The 17,202-nt window shown below is 70.5% G+C and carries 11 protein-coding genes; 9 read left to right on the top strand and 2 right to left on the bottom strand.

The features are described from left to right. Positions 1-7: 7 nt before the first annotated feature. Positions 8-1,027, bottom strand: coding sequence for a LacI family DNA-binding transcriptional regulator (locus tag ACMCNK_RS15465; RefSeq protein ID WP_412737106.1), 1,020 nt, complete (start codon positions 1,025-1,027; stop codon positions 8-10). Between the two features lie 445 nt (positions 1,028-1,472). On the opposite strand from ACMCNK_RS15465, the gene ACMCNK_RS15460 reads away from it, so the two are divergent. From ACMCNK_RS15460 to ACMCNK_RS15445, 4 genes are read left to right on the top strand one after another with little or no spacing between them, the layout of a single operon-like run. Then, the gene (locus ACMCNK_RS15460; protein ID WP_412737105.1) at positions 1,473-2,756 is read left to right on the top strand and encodes an extracellular solute-binding protein; all 1,284 of its coding nucleotides are present in this window, start codon (positions 1,473-1,475) and stop codon (positions 2,754-2,756) included. Continuing rightward, positions 2,753-3,682 (top strand): carbohydrate ABC transporter permease, encoded by a 930-nt coding sequence (locus ACMCNK_RS15455; RefSeq protein ID WP_412737104.1) that lies wholly within the window; start codon positions 2,753-2,755, stop codon positions 3,680-3,682. Before ACMCNK_RS15460 ends, ACMCNK_RS15455 begins: the two co-directional genes overlap by 4 nt. After that, positions 3,679-4,521 carry a carbohydrate ABC transporter permease gene (locus ACMCNK_RS15450; protein ID WP_412737103.1) on the top strand — a complete coding sequence of 281 codons (843 nt, stop codon included), beginning with the start codon at positions 3,679-3,681 and terminating at the stop codon, positions 4,519-4,521. Before ACMCNK_RS15455 ends, ACMCNK_RS15450 begins: the two co-directional genes overlap by 4 nt. Continuing rightward, positions 4,518-7,058 carry a glycoside hydrolase family 2 protein gene (locus ACMCNK_RS15445; RefSeq protein ID WP_412737102.1) on the top strand — a complete coding sequence of 847 codons (2,541 nt, stop codon included), beginning with the start codon at positions 4,518-4,520 and terminating at the stop codon, positions 7,056-7,058. The genes ACMCNK_RS15450 and ACMCNK_RS15445 overlap by 4 nt, the downstream gene beginning before the upstream one ends. A 286-nt stretch (positions 7,059-7,344) precedes the next feature. Here ACMCNK_RS15445 and ilvD read toward each other — a convergent pair whose 3' ends face one another. After that, entirely contained in the window at positions 7,345-9,192 is a 1,848-nt protein-coding gene (ilvD, locus tag ACMCNK_RS15440; RefSeq protein WP_412737101.1) for a dihydroxy-acid dehydratase, read from the bottom strand. Between the two features lie 145 nt (positions 9,193-9,337). Here ilvD and ACMCNK_RS15435 point away from each other — a divergent pair, with 145 nt between their 5' ends. The 5 genes from ACMCNK_RS15435 (at position 9,338) to serA (ending at position 17,146) form a co-directional block, all read left to right on the top strand. After that, positions 9,338-11,722: a putative bifunctional diguanylate cyclase/phosphodiesterase gene (locus ACMCNK_RS15435; protein ID WP_412737100.1), complete on the top strand. Its 2,385-nt coding sequence runs from the start codon at positions 9,338-9,340 to the stop codon at positions 11,720-11,722. 199 nt (positions 11,723-11,921) lie between these two features. Next, on the top strand, positions 11,922-13,763 hold the full coding sequence (locus ACMCNK_RS15430; RefSeq protein ID WP_412737099.1) for an acetolactate synthase large subunit: 1,842 nt from the start codon (positions 11,922-11,924) through the stop codon (positions 13,761-13,763). Positions 13,764-13,771: 8 nt separating this feature from the next. Next, on the top strand, positions 13,772-14,287 hold the full coding sequence (ilvN, locus tag ACMCNK_RS15425) for an acetolactate synthase small subunit (protein ID WP_412737098.1): 516 nt from the start codon (positions 13,772-13,774) through the stop codon (positions 14,285-14,287). A 76-nt stretch (positions 14,288-14,363) separates the two neighbouring features. After that, the gene (gene ilvC, locus ACMCNK_RS15420) at positions 14,364-15,377 is read left to right on the top strand and encodes a ketol-acid reductoisomerase (RefSeq protein ID WP_412737097.1); all 1,014 of its coding nucleotides are present in this window, start codon (positions 14,364-14,366) and stop codon (positions 15,375-15,377) included. A gap of 170 nt (positions 15,378-15,547) precedes the next feature. Continuing rightward, positions 15,548-17,146: a phosphoglycerate dehydrogenase gene (serA, locus tag ACMCNK_RS15415; RefSeq protein ID WP_412737096.1), complete on the top strand. Its 1,599-nt coding sequence runs from the start codon at positions 15,548-15,550 to the stop codon at positions 17,144-17,146. Positions 17,147-17,202: the final 56 nt, after the last annotated feature.

The raw sequence follows: 17,202 nt of genomic DNA, 5'->3' as shown, positions 1-17,202 counted from the left end.
ACCGCGCTCAGCGTTCGCGCGGTGGTGCGGTGCTTCCGCGTGGGGTCAGGTGGGCGGTGCCTTCTTCGACGTTGGCGACCGGTTCGCCGGCGATGGCCGCGAGCAGGAGCCGGGCGGCGTGTGCGCCGTAGGCGGCGATGTCGCGGCTGAGCGCGGTCAGCGGGGGGTGCACCAGCGAGCACAGTGGTGAGTCGTCCCAGGCCACGATGGACATATCGGCGGGTACGGACAATCCCATCTCCTGCGCCACAGCCAGGCCTGCCACCGCCATCACGTCGTTGTCGTAGATGATCGCCGTGGGTCGTTCCGCGGTGATGAGCAGGCGCCGGGTGGCCCGGCCGCCTTCCTCGCCGGTGTAGTCCGAGGAGACCGTGACGGCCTCGTCGAGACCGAGCGACGCGCAGATCTCCGTGAACGCGCGGGTTCGGCTCTGCGTGTGCAGCAGGCCGGGCAGCCCGCCGACCCGGGCGATGCGGCGGTGCCCGAGCGCCATCAGGTACCGGACCGCCTCGGTGACCGCGCCGGCGTCGTCCGACCACAGCTGGGGGAGTGCGCCGGTGTCGCCGGGGCCGCCGATGACCACGGCCGGGAGTTGCAGTTGTTGCAGGACCGGGATGCGGACGTCCTGTTCCCGCAGGTCGGTGACGAACACGCCGTCGACGCGGCGTTCGCCCCACCACCGGCGGTACACCTCGGTCTCCTGTTCGGGTGTGGCGACGACCTGCAGCGTCAGCGCGTACGAGCGGGCCGCCAGCTCCGCCTCGAAGCCGCTGATCAGGCCCATGAAGAACGGTTCGATGCCGAGGATGCGCGCGGGCCGGCACAGGGTGAGCCCGACCGCCTTGGCGCTGGCGCCGGACAGGGCCCGGGCGGCGCTGTGCGGGCTGAATCCCATCTCCTGGGCGATGGCGACGATGCGTTGCCGGGTCGCCTCGGACACGCCGGGCTGGCCGTTGAGCGCGTACGACACGGCTCCTTTGGACACCCCTGCACGTTTCGCGATGTCCGCGATGGTCGGCCGCTTCACTGGGCGCTGCCTCTCTTCGAGCCGCTGGGATGCGGGGTGCGGCGCCGGCTGCGCCCCCGGCGGCCCGGACGTCCCGACGCCCACCGGTCCGGTGCCGACGTCGGCGATTGACGCGTGCCGCGGGCACCGACTGAACGCTAACCCAGCCTGTCCGCCCGACGAGCTGAACCGGGGAGGCCGACGGCACGGACCGTGGCCCGGCAGCGGGCACGGCGGTGGCGGCGGCGCTTGCTGTCCAACACCACCGGACTTGATCGGTTAAGTGTTGCAGACCACGGCCTTCCTGTCACTTGCGGAGATTTCGGGAGCGCTCCCACAGCCTGAATTCCCTGACGGACACGAAGCCGTAACACCGTATTGACAGGGGTGAGAGGCGGGCATACGTTCACCGCAACTTATCCGGTTCAGTGATGTTCTCGCGACACTTCCCTGGGTGGAGGAGCAAATGAAACGGTTCGGAAGCCGAGGGCGGGGGCTGCTCGCCGCCGGTCTGGCCGGCACCTTGGCAATCGCCGGTTGCAGCGGGCAGAGCCTGGAGGGCGGCGGCGACAAGAGCGGCTCGGGCACCGTCACCCTCAAGGTCAACTTCTGGGGCGACATGGGCCTCGACAAACTCAAGGCGCAGTACGAGGCCGCCCATCCCAACATCAAGATCGTCCTCAACTCGGGCGAGTACAACGCCCAGCACGAGGACCTGCAGAAGAAGCTCGTCGCCGGCGACGGCGCCCCGGACATCTCCGCGATCGACGAGGGCTTCATCGTCCAGTTCCGCAGCCAGGCCGACCAGTTCGTCAACCTGCTCGACAAGGGCGCGGGCGCCTACGAGTCCAAGTACCTGCCGTGGAAGTGGCAGCAGTCGCTGTCCGCGGACGGCAAGCAGATCGGCCTCGGTACGGACGTCGGCGGCCTGGCCATGTGCTACCGCTCGGACCTGTTCGCCAAGGCGGGCCTGCCCACCGACCGCGACGCGGTCTCCAAGCTGTGGCCCACATGGGCCGACTTCATCACGGTCGGCAAGAAGTACGTCGCCGCCACCGGCAAGAAGTTCGTCGACTCCGGCACCAACATGTTCAACCCCGTGCTCGCCCAGCAACCGCAAGGCTTCTACGACACGAGCGAGGCGTTGCGGATGGACGGCGGCCCCAAGGTCGCGTTCGACGTCAGCATGCAGGCGATCCAAGCCGGGCTCTCCGCCAACCTCGCCAGCTTCCAGCCGAACTGGGACACCGGTTTCAAGAAGGACCAGTTCGCGGTGCTCGCCTGTCCCGCGTGGATGATCGGCCACATCCAGGACACCGCGCCCGACCAGAAGGGCAAGTGGGACATCGCCGCGATCCCCGGCGGCGGCGGGAACTGGGGCGGCTCCTGGTGGACCATCCCGAAACAGGGCAAGCACACCGACGAGGCGTACAAGTTCGTCGAGTGGATGATCCAGCCGCAGCAGCAGATCGAGGTCTTCAAGACCGTCGGGAACCTGCCCTCGCAGCCCGCGCTGTACGCCGACCCCGCGGTGCTGAACTACCACAAGGAGTTCATGAGCAACGCCCCCACCGGCCAGATCTTCGCCGCTACCGCGGCGAACCTGAAACCGCAGTATCTGGGCAAGAAGAACGGGCCCACCCGGGTCGCGGTCGAGAACGTCATCACCCGGGTCCAGCAGGGCTCCCTCGCCCCGGACAAGGCGTGGGCGGAGGCGGTCAAGGAGGCTCAGAAGGTGGCGAATTCTTGACCGGCTGGCGCAACCGGCTGTACCGGTTCGACACCACGCGCACGCCGTACCTGCTGATCGCTCCGTTCTTTGTGCTGTTCGCGGTGTTCGGGCTGTTCCCGATCGTGTTCAACGGGGTCGTCGCGCTGCGCCACTGGCGGCTCGACGACCCCGGCCTCACCGGCTGGGCCGGTTGGGCGAACTTCGCCAAGCTGCTGCACGACGAGGACTTCTGGAACGCGCTGGGCAACACGTTCGGCATCTTCGTGCTGGCCACCGTGCCGCAACTGCTGCTGGCCCTGACGATCGCGAACCTGCTGAACCGCCGCCTGCGCGCCAACACGTGGTGGCGAGTCGGGGTGCTGCTGCCGTACGTGACCCCGGTCGCCGCGTCCACGCTGGTGTTCGCGGTCGTCTTCGCCCGCGACAACGGCCTGGCGAACTGGCTGCTCTCGGTGACCGGCTTCGGCCAGGATCAGCCGCTCGACTGGCGGGCCGCGAAATGGAGTTCCTGGATCGCCATCGCCACGATGGTCAACTGGAAATGGATCGGCTACAACGCGCTGCTCTACCTGTCCGCGATGCAGTCCATCCCCAAGGACGTCTACGAGGCAGCCGCGGTCGACGGCGCGAGCTCGTGGCGGCAGCTGTGGCGGATCACCGTACCGATGATCCAACCGGTCGTGATCTTCACCGTGGTGCTTTCCACGATCGGGGGTCTGCAGCTGTTCAACGAGCCCATGCTGTTCGACGACAACCCGGCCGCGGCGTCCGGCGGCTCCGACGGCCAGTGGCAGACCATCGCGCAACTGATCTACAAGGTCGGCTGGAAGGACCTCAACCTCGGGTACGCGGCGGCGATGTCGTGGGCCCTGTTCCTCATCATCCTCGTCGTGGCCGGGCTCAACGCCCTGCTCACCAACCGGATCGGAGGTGGACGCCGGTGACCAGGGCACCCCAGGACACCGCCGGCACCTGGCGTACGTATCTCGCGCTGGTCGCGGTCATCGCGATCTCGGCGTTCCCGCTGTACTGGATGTTCGTCATCGCCAGCAGCTCGGACGACGCGGTGGCCCGGGTGCCGCCGGCCGTGCTCCCCGGTAATGAGCTCATGACCAACCTGCGGGAGGTCTTCACGCTGCAGGACGTCTACTTCACCGCCTCGCTCGTCAACAGCGTCCTGGTGTCGTCCGTGGTCACCGCGTCGGTGCTGTTCTTCTGCTCGCTGGCCGGGTTCGCGTTCGCCAAGCTGCGTTTCCGCGGACGCGACGCCATGATGGTCGTGGTGATCCTGACCCTGACAGTCCCCAACCAGCTCGGCGTGGTCGCCCTCTACATCCTCATGGGCAAGCTGGGCTGGAACGGCACCCTGCTCGCGGTCATCGCCCCGGGCCTGGTCACCGCGTTCGGGGTGTTCTACATGCGGCAGTTCATCGTGCACGCGGTGCCGGACGAACTCGTCGAGTCCGCCCGCATCGACGGCGCGCTCACGCTGCGGGTCTACTGGAGCATCGTGCTGCCCGCGATCCGCCCGGCCCTGGCGGTCCTCGGGCTGCTGACGTTCGTGGCCACCTGGAACGACTTCCAATGGCCGCTGATCACGCTCAACGGCACCGACTACCCCACCTCGATGGTGGCGCTGTCCGATCTGGCCAGCGGGAACTACGTCATCTACCGCCGGGTGCTCGCGGGTGCGTTCGTGGCCACCGTCCCGCTGCTGGTGCTGTTGCTGATCGGGGGGCGCCAGATCGTGCGGGGAATCATGGAAGGCGCGGTCAAGTCGTGACGAACTGGACGACGCTGCACGACGGGTGGACCGTCAGCGGCGCTCACGTGCGCGCGGTCCCGGCCACCGTGCCGGGCTGCGTGCACACCGACCTGCTGGCCGCCGGTGTGATCGCCGACCCGTTCCGGGACGCCAACGAGCGCGACCTGGCCTGGATCGGCCACACGGACTGGACGTACGAGACGGTGTTCGCCGCCGGGCCCTCGCCGGGCCGCGTCGACCTGGTCTGTGCCGGGTTGGACACGATCGCCACGGTCACCGTCAACGACGTCGAGGTCGGGCGTACCGCGAACATGCACCGCGGCTACCGCTTCGACGTCCGGGCGGCGTTGCGCGCGGGGCAGAACCGGCTGCGGATCCGGTTCGGTTCCCCGTACACCTACGCCCGGGCGCAGCAGCAGCGGATCGGCAACCGGCCGTGCGCGTACCCGGAGCCGTTCGCCTTCATCCGAAAGATGGCCTGCAACTTCGGTTGGGACTGGGGGCCGACCCTGGTCACCGCCGGGATCTGGCAGGACATCGGGCTGCACCGCTGGCGCACGGCCCGGCTCGCCCAGGTTCGCCCGCAGGTCACCGTCGCCGACGGCGTCGGCCGGGTGGAGGTCCACGTCCGGCTGGAGCGCGACGGGGACACCCCGGTCACGGTCCGCGCGGCCGCGGCCAGCCGCGAGACCAGCGCTCGGATCGCCGGGCGCGAGGCCGTCCTGACCCTCACGGTCCCCGACCCCGGCCTCTGGTGGCCCATCGGGTACGGCGACCAGCCACTGTACGAGCTCGACGTGACCCTGTCCGACGGCTCCGGAACGCTGGACACGTGGTCGCGCCGCATCGGATTCCGTACGGTGCGGCTCGACACCGACGGCGGCGCGCACACCCTGGTCGTCAACGGGGTGCCGGTGTTCGCCCGGGGCGTCAACTGGATCCCCGACGACGCGCTTGTCACCCGGATCACCCGCGACCGGCTCGCCACCCGGCTGCGGCAGGCGGCCGACGCCGGGGTCAACTACGTACGGGTCTGGGGCGGCGGGCGGTACGAGTCCGAGGACTTCTACGAGCTCGCCGACGCGCTCGGGCTGCTGATCGGGCAGGACTTCCTGTTCGCCTGCGCGGCGTACCCGGAGGAGGAGCCGTTCGCCACCGAGGTGGAGGCGGAGGCCGGCGAGCACGTCGTGCGGCTCGCCGCCCATCCCAGCCTGGCGCTGTGGACCGGCAACAACGAGAACCTGTGGGGACATGCGGACTGGGGGTGGCCGGAGGAGCTGGGCGAGCGCACGTGGGGTGCCCGCTACTACTTCGACGTGCTGCCCCGCATCGCCGCGGAACTCGACCCGACCCGGCCGTACTGGCCGGGCAGCCCGTACTCGGGGCGGCGCGATCTGCACCCCAACGATCCCGGCCACGGCACGATGCACATCTGGGACGTGTGGAACACCGACGACTACACGAAGTTCCGGCAGTACCGGCCGAGGTTCGTCGCCGAGTTCGGGTTCCAGGCACCGCCGACGTACGCCACGCTGCGCCGGGCGATCTCGGACGACCCGCTCGCGCCGGACTCGCCCGGCATGGCCCACCACCAGAAGGCCGCAGACGGGGACGCCAAACTGCGTACGGCGCTCGCCGCGCACCTGCCCGCGCCGCGCGGCTTCGACGACTGGCACTACCTCACGCAGCTGAACCAGGCCCGCGCGATCACCTGCGGCATCGAGCATTTCCGGTCGCTGCGCCCGTGGTGCATGGGCGCGGTCGTGTGGCAGCTCAACGACTGCTGGCCGGTGACCTCGTGGGCCGCGATCGACGGCGACGGCCGCCGCAAACCCCTCTGGTACGCGCTGCGCCGCGCGTTCGCGGACCGGCTGCTGACCATTCAGCCGCGCGACGGCGGGCTCGCGCTGATCGCGGTCAACGACGGCCGCGAACCGTGGCCGCTGTCCGCGACCGTGAGCCGTCGCGCCCTGACGGGCGAGTCACGTGCCCGGACCGCCCTCAATGCAACGGTTGCCCCCGGCACTGCGGTGTCCATCGCCCTGCCGACCGAGCTGGCGACCCCCGACGACCCGACCCAGGAACTACTCGTGGCGGAGGCGGCCCACGTGGCACTCGTTGCCGACAGTTCCCGCGTGCCGCACGTCGGCGACGATGCCCGCACGCCGCCCGGCGCGGACGCCGCCCGCGGGCCAGCGGCAGCTGTCGCGAGCCAGGAATTCTCGTCCGTCGGTGTCGCGCGGAACCGCCTGCCCGTAGCCTCCCGCGCCGTGTGGTTCTTCGCCGAGGACAAGGACATCGCGTGGCCCGCCGCCCGCTATGACACCGAGGTGTCCACTGCAGACGGCGTCACCACAGTGGCCGTGACGGCACGGACGATCCTGCGTGACCTGATGCTCTTCCCGGACCGGCTGGACCCGGCCGCCGAGGTCGACGATCTGGGTCTCACCCTGCTGCCCGGTGAGTCGGTCGCCTTCACCGTGTCCGGTGCATCCGGGCTGGGTCGGGACGCGCTTACCACCCGACCCGTGCTGCGCTGCGTCAACGACCTCTGATCGACGTGCCCGATGCCGCGCGAGGCAATGCCACGCGCCTGCCACCTCGGTCGCAAGATCAATGCCGGATGTTCCGCTCCCGAAATCCATCAGGGGTTTCCAAGATCCCAGGCGTGGGTACCTGGTGTGGGTCGAGGTAGCGGTACCCCCGTGACGGTGCCTCGGCATGTCACACCGGGCGGGTGGCCGAATCGGTTCGATCGGTCACCCGCCCGGTTGTCGGCGCTGCGGGCGGTGGCGTTTGCGGTTGTCGCGGGGTGCGCCGTACCTCAATGAAGCTTTTGATCTACTCAGGGACGAGGCGGTAGGCGCCGTCGCTGGCCGAGGTGGCCATCGAGGCGTAGGCGCGCAGCGCCGCCGAGACCGGCCGCTCCCGGTCGACCGGCGTGTACGGCTTCGCCCGGCCCTGCTGCTCCGCGCGGCGGCGGTCCAGTTCCTCGTCGGTGACGTTGAGCGTGATGGACCGGCCGGGGATGTCGATGGTGATCTCGTCGCCGGTCCGCACCAGCGCGATCAGGCCACCGGCCGCGGCCTCCGGGGAGACATGCCCGATGGACAGTCCCGAGGTGCCGCCGGAGAACCGCCCGTCCGTGATGAGCGCGCACGCCTTGCCCAGGCCGCGGCCCTTGAGGAACGACGTCGGGTACAGCATCTCCTGCATGCCGGGACCGCCCCGTGGGCCCTCGTAGCGGATCACCACGACGTCGCCCTCGACGACCTGCTTGCCGAGGATGCCGTCGACGGCCGCGTCCTGCGACTCGTAGACGCGTGCCGGGCCGGTGAACTTCCACAGCTCCTCGGCGACCCCGGCGGTCTTCACGACGCACCCGTCCGGGGCGAGGTTGCCGAACAGGATCGCCAGCCCGCCGTCGGCGGTGTACGCGTGCTCCACCGACCGGATGCAGCCCTCGGCCGCGTCCGTGTCCAGCGTCGCCCACCGGTTGGTGGTGGAGAACGGCTGCGTGGTGCGGACCCCGCCCGGGGCGGCGTGGAACAGCTCGATCGCCTCGGCGGACGGGCCGGCGCCGCGGATGTCCCACGCGTCCAGCCAGGTCTGCAGGTCGGGGGAGTGCACCGCGCGCACGTCGGTACGCAGTGCGCCGCCGCGGTGCAGCTCGCCCAGCAGTGCGGGGATGCCGCCCGCCCGGTGTACGTCCTCCATGTGGTACTTCGGGCTGTTCGGGGCGACCTTGGACAGGCAGGGCACCCGGCGCGAGATCGCGTCGATGTCGGCTACACCGAAGTCGAGCTGGGCCTCGCGGGCCGCGGCCAGCAGGTGCAGCACCGTGTTGGTGGAGCCGCCCATCGCCACGTCCAGGGCGACCGCGTTCTCGAACGCCGCCCGGCTGGCGATGGCGCGGGGCAGCACGGAGGCGTCGTCGCCCTCGTAGTACTGCTTTGCCAGGTCGACGATCAGCGCGCCCGCCCGCTCGAACAGCGCCTTGCGGGCCGCGTGGGTGGCCAGCGTCGAGCCGTTGCCCGGCAGCGCCAGGCCGATCGCCTCGGTAAGGCAGTTCATCGAGTTCGCGGTGAACATGCCCGAGCAGGAGCCGCAGGTCGGGCACGCGGAACGCTCGATCGTGTCCAGCTGCTCGTCGGTGACCTTGTCGTTGGCGCTGGCAGCCATCGCGTCGATCAGATCCAGCTTCTCGTGCACGATGCCCTCGATGGCGATCGTCTTGCCGGCCTCCATCGGGCCGCCCGAGACGAACACCGTCGGGATGTTGAGCCGCAGCGCGGCCAGCAGCATGCCCGGGGTGATCTTGTCGCAGTTCGAGATGCAGACCAGAGCGTCCGCGCAGTGCGCGTTGACCATGTACTCGACCGCGTCGGCGATCAGCTCCCGGCTCGGCAGCGAGTAGAGCATCCCGCCGTGGCCCATGGCGATGCCGTCGTCCACGGCGATCGTGTTGAACTCCCGCCCGACGCCGCCCGCCTGCGCGACCGCCCCGGCGACCAGGCCGCCGAGGTCCTTGAGGTGCACGTGGCCGGGTACGAACTGGGTGAAGCTGTTGGCGATCGCGACGATCGGCTTGCCGAAGTCGTCGTCGGTCATGCCGGTGGCGCGCCACAGGGCGCGCGCGCCGGCCATCGTCCGACCGTGGGTCGAGGTCCGGGAGCGCAGCTCAGGCATGACCTCAGTCTGCCACCGCCGGTGACACCCGGGCAGCGGCCGGGAGCTGCCGGTCCACAGCGCGGGACGACAAAACTCCGTTCCGGTGCGAAACCAACCGGCACGCGAGCCCCCGCGGCGGCCGATTTTCCGGCAGAGTAGTCCCGTGCACTCACCGTCCGGCGTGGAGCTGGCCGGGCTGGCGAGCCTACTGGTCGCGGTCCCGGCCGTGGCGTTGCTGGGCGAGTCCGGCCGCCGGCACACCGGGGCGCCGCGCCGCGCCCACCTGCTGCTGGCGCTCGGGGGCGCGGTGGTGACGGCCGCCGCGCTGGCCGGGATGCTCAGTGCGCTGCTGCTGCCGCACGCGGTGGCGCAACACCACCGGCAGACGCTCGGCCAGGCCGTCGCGGTGGGCATGGCGCTGGGCACGCTGATCCTGCTGACCGGCACGCTGGTGCTGCCGGGCGCCGCGGAGAGCCCGGGGGCGGCGCTGCGCCACCTGCTCGACGGGCTGGTCATCTCCGCGGCGGGCTGCTTCGTCGGCTGGGTGCTGGTCATGCGGCCCACCCGGATCCTCGGCGACCACACGCCGTACGGGTGCCTGGCGCTGGTGCTGCCCGCGAGTGTCGCGATGGTGGCGTTCGGGTTGACCGTCGTGCTGGGCATGCACGCGTACCGGCCGCGGACGGTCACGGTGTGGGCGGCGGCCGGGGTGACCGTGGTGGCCGTGGCGGCGACCGGGATCTCGTTCGGCATCTGCCGGGCCTCCAGCCCGGTGATGTTGCTGGCCGCGCTGACGTTGCCGGTCGGCCTGCTCGTGGTCGCCCGCGCGGTGAAGGTGGCGGACCGTCCGGTGCTGGTCACGGGCGACGTGACCCAGCGGGGTACGGCGTATGCGTTCGTGCCGATGCTGGGCATGGTCGGGTCCGCGGCCTGGCACTACGGCAACGGCGGCAAGGTCAGCGCGTACGGGCTGGCCGCCGCGAGCGTCGAGGGGTTCGCGCTGGTCGCCCGGCAGTATCTGGCGCTGGTCGACGTGAAGCGGTACACGCTGCAGCTGCGCCAGCGGGAGGCGCATTTCCGGGAGCTGGCGCACACCGACCCGCTGACCGGGCTGGCGAACCGGCGCGGACTGCTGCGGGCGCTGCGCGAGCAGGAGGTGAGCGGGCGCCCCCGGGTGCTGATCGGCATCGATCTGGACGGTTTCAAGAACGTCAACGACATGCGCGGCCACGACGTCGGCGACGACGTGCTGGCCCAGGTGGGCGTGCGACTACGGGCGAACCTGCTGCCCGGCGACGTGGCCGCCCGGCTCGGCGGCGACGAGTTCGCGGTGCTGATGACCGCCACGCCGGACGAGGCGATGCTCGCGGCGAAACGGCTGCTGGCCGTGCTGGGGGAGCCGTACGAGGTGGGTGACGCCTCGGTGTTCCTGTCGGCGAGCGTGGGGGTGGCCGGGCGTCCCGGGCCGGGTGACACCGGGGCCCTGATGCGCGATGCCGACCTGGCGCTGCGCTACGCCAAACAGCGCGGCAAGAACCGCGTCGAGCGCTACCAGAAGCGCTACGACGAGCTGCTTCGGCGGCACAGCCTGCTGGAGAGCGAGCTGCGCCACGCGATCGCCCGGGACCAGCTGCGGCTGGTGTTCCAGCCGGTGGTGGCGCTGCCGTCGATGCGCATCGTGGGCGCCGAGGCGCTGCTGCGCTGGTACCACCCGGAGCTGGGGTCGGTGCGGCCGGACGAGTTCATCCCGGTGGCCGAGGAGTCCGGCCTGATCAACCGGCTGGGCGCCTGGGTGCTGCAGCAGTCGTGCCGGCAGCTGGCCCAATGGCTGACCGGGGGCCACGACGTGTGGGTCTCGGTGAACATGTCGCCCAAGGAGCTGCACGCCGCGGATTACCCGGGCCAGGTGGCCGACGCCTTGGAGGAGTTCGGCGTACCGGCCCAGCGGCTGGTGCTGGAGGTCACCGAGCACGCGGTGGCGACGGACATGGACGAGCTGATCGCCCGCCTCGGGGAGCTGCGGGCGACCGGGGTGCGGATCGCGCTGGACGACTTCGGTGCGGGGTATTCGTCGCTGGGGCAGCTCCGCAATCTCCCGGTCGACATCCTCAAGATCGACCACGCGCTGGTGGCGGAGCCGGAGTCCCGGACGGGCACCGCGGCCCCGCTCGTCGACGTGGTGGTCCGGCTCGGTCATCGGCTGGGCCTCGAAGTACTGGCCGAGGGCATCGGCACCCCGGCGCAGCGCGCGGTGGTGGAGGAGGCGGGCTGCCGGCTGGGGCAGGGTTCGCTGTTCGGGTGGGGGGTGCCCGCGGAGCATCTGGAGGCTCAGCTGCGTACGTTGCGCTCCGGCGCGGTCCGCCCGGCTCCCGCCCCGCGGACGGCGGCCGCGGCTCCGGGCGGTCCGGCGCGCAGTCAGGTGATCATGCTCGGGCCCGGGGTTCGGCAGGTCAGAGCGCTGCTGCCGACGGATCCGGCGTTCGCCGCCCCGCCGGGTGACCAGGATGTGGGATCAGTTGACTCAGCGCATGAGATCGGGCAGGCTTGACGGCATGTCGAAGTGCTGGTCTTCCCGAGTACTTACGTGAGCGCGCTGTCTCTCACGCCTAACCGGCGGGGATAGCGCGCAGAGGTCCCGTGCACGCGGTGCACGAGGGCCTTTTTTGTTGGGCGAAACACGCAACTTCCGGACCGGCGCAGCAGTCTGCGCAGCCACCGACGCATCACCGAACGAAGGTCTGATCACCATGACGAGACCCACGCCAGAGACGCTCGCCAACCGTTCGCACGCCGCCACCCCGGCCACGGTCGCCGCGGCCGTCGGGACCCCGGCGGTAGCCGCGGTGCCGCCGACCCCGACGACGGGGGCCGGTTCGCTCGTGCGGTCGCTCGAGGCGCTCGGGGTCGAAGTGGCGTTCGGCATCCCGGGCGGGGCGATCCTGCCGGCGTACGACCCGCTGTTCGACTCGAAGGTGCGGCACATCCTGGTCCGCCACGAGCAGGGAGCGGGTCACGCCGCCACCGGGTACGCGCAGGCCACCGGCAAGGTCGGCGTCTGCGTCGCGACCAGCGGGCCCGGCGCCACGAACCTGGTGACCCCGATCGCGGACGCGTACATGGACTCGGTGCCGGTCGTCGCGATCACCGGTCAGGTGCCGCGCCCCGCGATCGGCACGGACGCCTTCCAGGAGGCGGACATCCAGGGCATCACCCTGCCGATCACGAAGCACAACTTCCTGGTGCAGGCCGCCGAGGAGATCCCGCGCGTGCTGGCCGAGGCGTTCCACCTGGCCGCCACCGGCCGCCCGGGCCCGGTGCTGGTCGACATTCCGAAGGACGTGCTGCAGGCGCACACCACGTTCTCCTGGCCGCCCACCCTGGACCTGCCCGGCTACCGGCCCACGTTGCACCCGCACGGCAAGCAGATCCGGGAGGCGGCCCGCCTGATCGCGGCCGCCAAGCGCCCGGTGCTGTACGTGGGCGGCGGCGTCCTCAAGGCCAACGCCACGGACGGGCTGCGCAAACTGGCGGAGCTCACCGGCATTCCGGTGGTGACCACGCTAATGGGGATCGGCGCGTTCCCGGACTCGCACCCCCAGCACCTGGGCATGCCCGGCATGCACGGCACGGTCCCCGCGGTGTACGCGTTGCAGAAGGCGGACCTGCTGGTCACGCTCGGCGCCCGCTTCGACGACCGGGTCACCGGCAAGCTGGACTCGTTCGCGCCGGACGCCAAAGTGGTCCACGCGGACATCGACCCCGCCGAGATCGGCAAGAACCGGCACGCGGACGTCCCGATCGTGGGCGACGCCCGGCACGTCATCGACGAGCTGATCGCGGCGGTCTCCGGCTCCTCGGGCGGCACCGCGTCGTACGAGGCGTGGTGGGGGCAGCTCGACGACCTGCGCAAGCGCTACCCGCTGGGCTACGACGAGCCGACCGACGGCACGCTCGCCCCGCAGTACGTCATCGAGCGGATCGGCGCGCTGGTCGGCCCGGAGGCGATCTACGTGGCCGGGGTCGGCCAGCACCAGATGTGGGCGTCGCAGTTCATCTCGTACGAGAAGCCGGGCACCTGGCTCAACTCGGGCGGCGCCGGGACCATGGGGTACGCGGTGCCCGCCGCGATGGGCGCGAAGGTCGGCAAGCCGCAGACCGCGGTGTGGGCGATCGACGGCGACGGCTGCTTCCAGATGACCAATCAGGAGCTGGCCACGTGCGCGCTGGAGGGCATCCCGATCAAGGTGGCGGTCATCAACAACGGCAACCTGGGCATGGTCCGCCAGTGGCAGACCCTGTTCTACGAGGGCCGGTACTCCAACACCGAGCTGGGCACGCACAAGCACCGCATCCCGGACTTCGTGAAGCTGGCCGAGGCGCTGGGCTGCATCGGCCTGCGCTGCGAGACCAAGGACGATGTGGACAAGGTCATCAAGGCCGCGATGGAGATCGACGACGCTCCGGTGGTCATCGACTTCACGGTCGGCAAGGACGCCATGGTGTGGCCCATGGTGGCTGCCGGCACCAGCAACGACGAGATCATGTTCGCCCGGGACGTGCGCCCGAACTTCGACGACGACGACCTGTAGGGATAGCCATGACCATGCACACGCTCTCCGTGCTCGTGGAGAACAAGCCCGGCGTGCTGGCCCGGGTGTCGGGCCTGTTCTCGCGGCGCAGCTTCAACATTCACTCGCTCGCGGTGGGGGAGACCGAGAATCCGGACGTCTCCCGGATCACGATCGTGGTCAACGCCGACTCCTCACCCCTGGAGCAGGTGACCAAGCAGCTCAACAAGCTGGTCAACGTACTGAAGATCGTCGAGCTGGACCCGAACCAGTCGGTGCAGCGTGAGCTGCTGCTGGTCAAGGTGCGTGCGGACCGTTCGGTGCGCGGGCAGGTCATGGAGACGGTCGACCTGTTCCGGGCGCGGGTGATCGACGTCGCGCAGGACACCCTCACGATCGAGGCGACCGGCACGGCCGACAAGCTGGAAGCTCTCCTGCGTGATCTGGAGCCGTTCGGCATCAAGGAGATGGTGCAGTCAGGCATGGTCGCCATCGGGCGTGGTTCCCGGTCCATCACCACCGGCCCGGCGTTACGCGCCGCATGAGAAGTCCGTGCGGCACCGGCGCCGCAGTTTCACCGTGCCGTTGCGGCACGTCGACACATGTCATTGAGAGGAAGTCATGACCGCTGAGGTGTTCTACGACGGCGACGCCGACCTGTCCATCATCACCGGACGCAAGGTGGCCGTCATCGGGTACGGCAGCCAGGGCCACGCGCACTCGCTGTCGCTGCGCGACTCCGGCGTCGACGTGGTGGTCGGCCTGCAGGAGGGCTCCAAGAGCCGGGCGAAGGCCGAGGAGCAGGGGCTGAAGGTGCTCACCCCGGCCGAGGCCTCCGCCTGGGCCGACGTGATCATGCTGCTGGCCCCCGACACCGCCCAGCGCAAGATCTACACCGAGTCGATCGCGCCGAACCTGACCGCCGGCAAGGCCCTGTTCTTCGGCCACGGCCTCAACATCCGCTTCGGCCTGATCCAGCCGCCGGCCGACGTGGACGTGGCGATGGTCGCCCCCAAGGGCCCGGGCCACCTGGTGCGCCGCCAGTACTCCGACGGCAAGGGCGTGCCCGCCCTGGTCGCGGTGGAGCAGGACGCCACGGGCGGCGCGCTGGCGCTCGCGCTGTCGTACGCGAAGGCGATCGGCGGCACCCGGGCCGGGGTCATCAAGACCACGTTCAAGGAGGAGACCGAGACCGACCTGTTCGGCGAGCAGGCGGTGCTGTGCGGCGGTACGGCCGCGTTGGTCCAGACCGGGTTCGAGGTGCTCACCGAGGCGGGTTACGCCCCGGAGATCGCGTACTTCGAGTGCCTGCACGAGCTCAAGCTGATCGTTGACCTCATGTACGAGGGCGGCATCTCCCGGATGCGGTACAGCGTCTCGGACACCGCCGAGTTCGGTGACTACGTCTCCGGCCCGCGCGTGATCAACGCGGAGACCAAGCAGGAGATGAAGCGGATCCTCGCCGACATTCAGTCGGGCGAGTTCACCCGCCGCCTCATCGCCGACGACGAGGCCGGCGCTCCGGAGCTGAAGAAGTACCGCGAGCAGGGCGCGGAGCACCCGATCGAGGTGACCGGCAAGAAGCTGCGCGGCATGATGAGCTGGGTGGACCGGCCGATCACCGAGACCGCCTGAGAATCCGTTCCGCGAAACGCCCGGCCGCCGCGTGCGGCCGGGCGTTTCGCGTTCATCGTTACGAACCTGTGACGACGGTCACTTTGGGATGACACCGTGTCCACGCCGGACGTCTGCATACGATCGCGAAAAGGCCGGTTGCCGACGGCCCGCGAGCCCGATGGAGACGCATGACTCCCGTCGTTCTGATCGCCGAGGAACTCGCCCCAGCCGCCATCGACGTGCTGGCCACCGACTTCGATGTCCGCCACGTCGACGGGACGGACCGGGCGGCACTGCTCGCGGGCCTGGCCGACGCGGATGCGGTGATCGTGCGCAGCGCGACCCGCCTCGACGCCGCGGCGATCGCCGCCGCGCCCCGGCTCACCGTCGTGGCCCGGGCCGGCGTCGGACTGGACAACGTGGACGTGCCCGCCGCGACCGCCCGCGGGGTGATGGTGGTCAACGCACCCACCTCGAACATCGTCTCGGCCGCGGAGCAGGCCATCGCGCTGCTGCTGGCGGTGGCGCGACACACCGCCAGCGCCAGCGCGTCGCTCAAGCACGGCGAGTGGAAGCGCGCCCGGTTCACCGGGGTCGAGGTCCAGGGCAAGACCGTCGGGGTGGTCGGGATGGGCCGCATCGGCGTGCTGTTCGCGCAGCGGATGGCCGCGTTCGGGACCCGGCTGATCGCGTACGACCCGTACATCCAGCCGGCCCGGGCGGCACAGCTCGGGGTGCGCCTGGTGGGGCTCGACGAGCTGCTGCGGGAGAGCGATTTCATTTCCATCCACCTGCCGCGTACGCCGGAGACCGTAGGCCTGATCGGCGAGAAGGAACTGGCCGTGGTCAAGCCCGGAGTACGCATCGTCAACGCGGCCCGCGGCGGCCTCGTCGACGAGCACGCGCTGGCGGCCGCGCTGGCCGAGGGCCGGGTGGCCGGTGCGGGGCTGGACGTGTTCACGACCGAGCCGCTCACCGCGTCGCCCCTGTTCGCGTTCGAGAACGTGGTGGTCACCCCGCACCTGGGCGCGTCCACGGTGGAGGCGCAGGACAAGGCCGGGCTGGCCGTCGCGCGCAGCGTGAAACTTGCCCTGCAGGGCGAGTTCGTGCCCGACGCGGTCAACGTGCAGGCGGGCGGCGTGGTGGACGAGGACGTCCGGCCGTTGCTGGCGCTCGCCGAGAAGCTGGGCAAGGTCTTCACCGCCGTGGCGGGCGGTGTGGCGGCCAACGTGACCGTCGAGGTGTGCGGCGAGATCGTGTCCCACGACCTGTCGGTGCTCAAACTCGCGGCCACCAAGGGGCTGTTCTTCGCGGTGGTGGAGGAGCAGGTCACCTACGTCAACGCGCCCAAGCTGGCCGCGGACCGCGGGGTTGACGTCCAGTTGATCGCCGACGAAACGGACTGCGACCACCACAACCTGGTGACCGTACGCGGGGCCATGCCGGACGGGCGCACCGTGAGCGTCACGGGCACGGTGACGGTGACCGGCACCCGCGAATACCGCCGGCTCACCGCCGTGGACGGTTTCGACCTGGAGCTGAGCCCCGAGGGGGTGCTCCTGTTCTTCCGGTACGCGGACCGCCCCGGCGTGGTCGGCGCGATCGGCTCGACCCTGGGCGCGGCCGGGGTCAACATCGCGGCCATGCAGGTCGCCCGCCGGGAGGCCGGCGGGGAGGCGCTGATGGCACTGACCGTCGACTCCTCGGTGGACGCCGAGCTGCTGTCCGCGGTCGAGGCCGCGATCGGTTCGTCCCGCGGCAGCCTCGTCGACCTGCGCGAGGACTGACCTGCGCGAGGACTGACCTGCGCGCGGACTGACCTACGCGAGGACTGAGCCGCGCC

This window comes from Krasilnikovia sp. MM14-A1259, assembly GCF_047159535.1.
Taxonomy (GTDB): domain Bacteria; phylum Actinomycetota; class Actinomycetes; order Mycobacteriales; family Micromonosporaceae; genus Actinoplanes.
This window is presented reverse-complemented; position numbering and strand designations above follow the sequence as displayed.

Bases quoted from the DNA above. Each gene is read 5' to 3' on its own strand.
- ilvN (WP_412737098.1), top strand. From the start codon at position 13,772: ATGACCATGCACACGCTCTCCGTGCTCGTGGAGAACAAGCCCGGCGTG.
- ilvC (WP_412737097.1), top strand. From the start codon at position 14,364: ATGACCGCTGAGGTGTTCTACGACGGCGACGCCGACCTGTCCATCATC.
- ACMCNK_RS15460 (WP_412737105.1), top strand. From the start codon at position 1,473: ATGAAACGGTTCGGAAGCCGAGGGCGGGGGCTGCTCGCCGCCGGTCTG.
- ilvD (WP_412737101.1), bottom strand. From the start codon at position 9,192: ATGCCTGAGCTGCGCTCCCGGACCTCGACCCACGGTCGGACGATGGCC.
- ACMCNK_RS15430 (WP_412737099.1), top strand. From the start codon at position 11,922: ATGACGAGACCCACGCCAGAGACGCTCGCCAACCGTTCGCACGCCGCC.
- serA (WP_412737096.1), top strand. From the start codon at position 15,548: ATGACTCCCGTCGTTCTGATCGCCGAGGAACTCGCCCCAGCCGCCATC.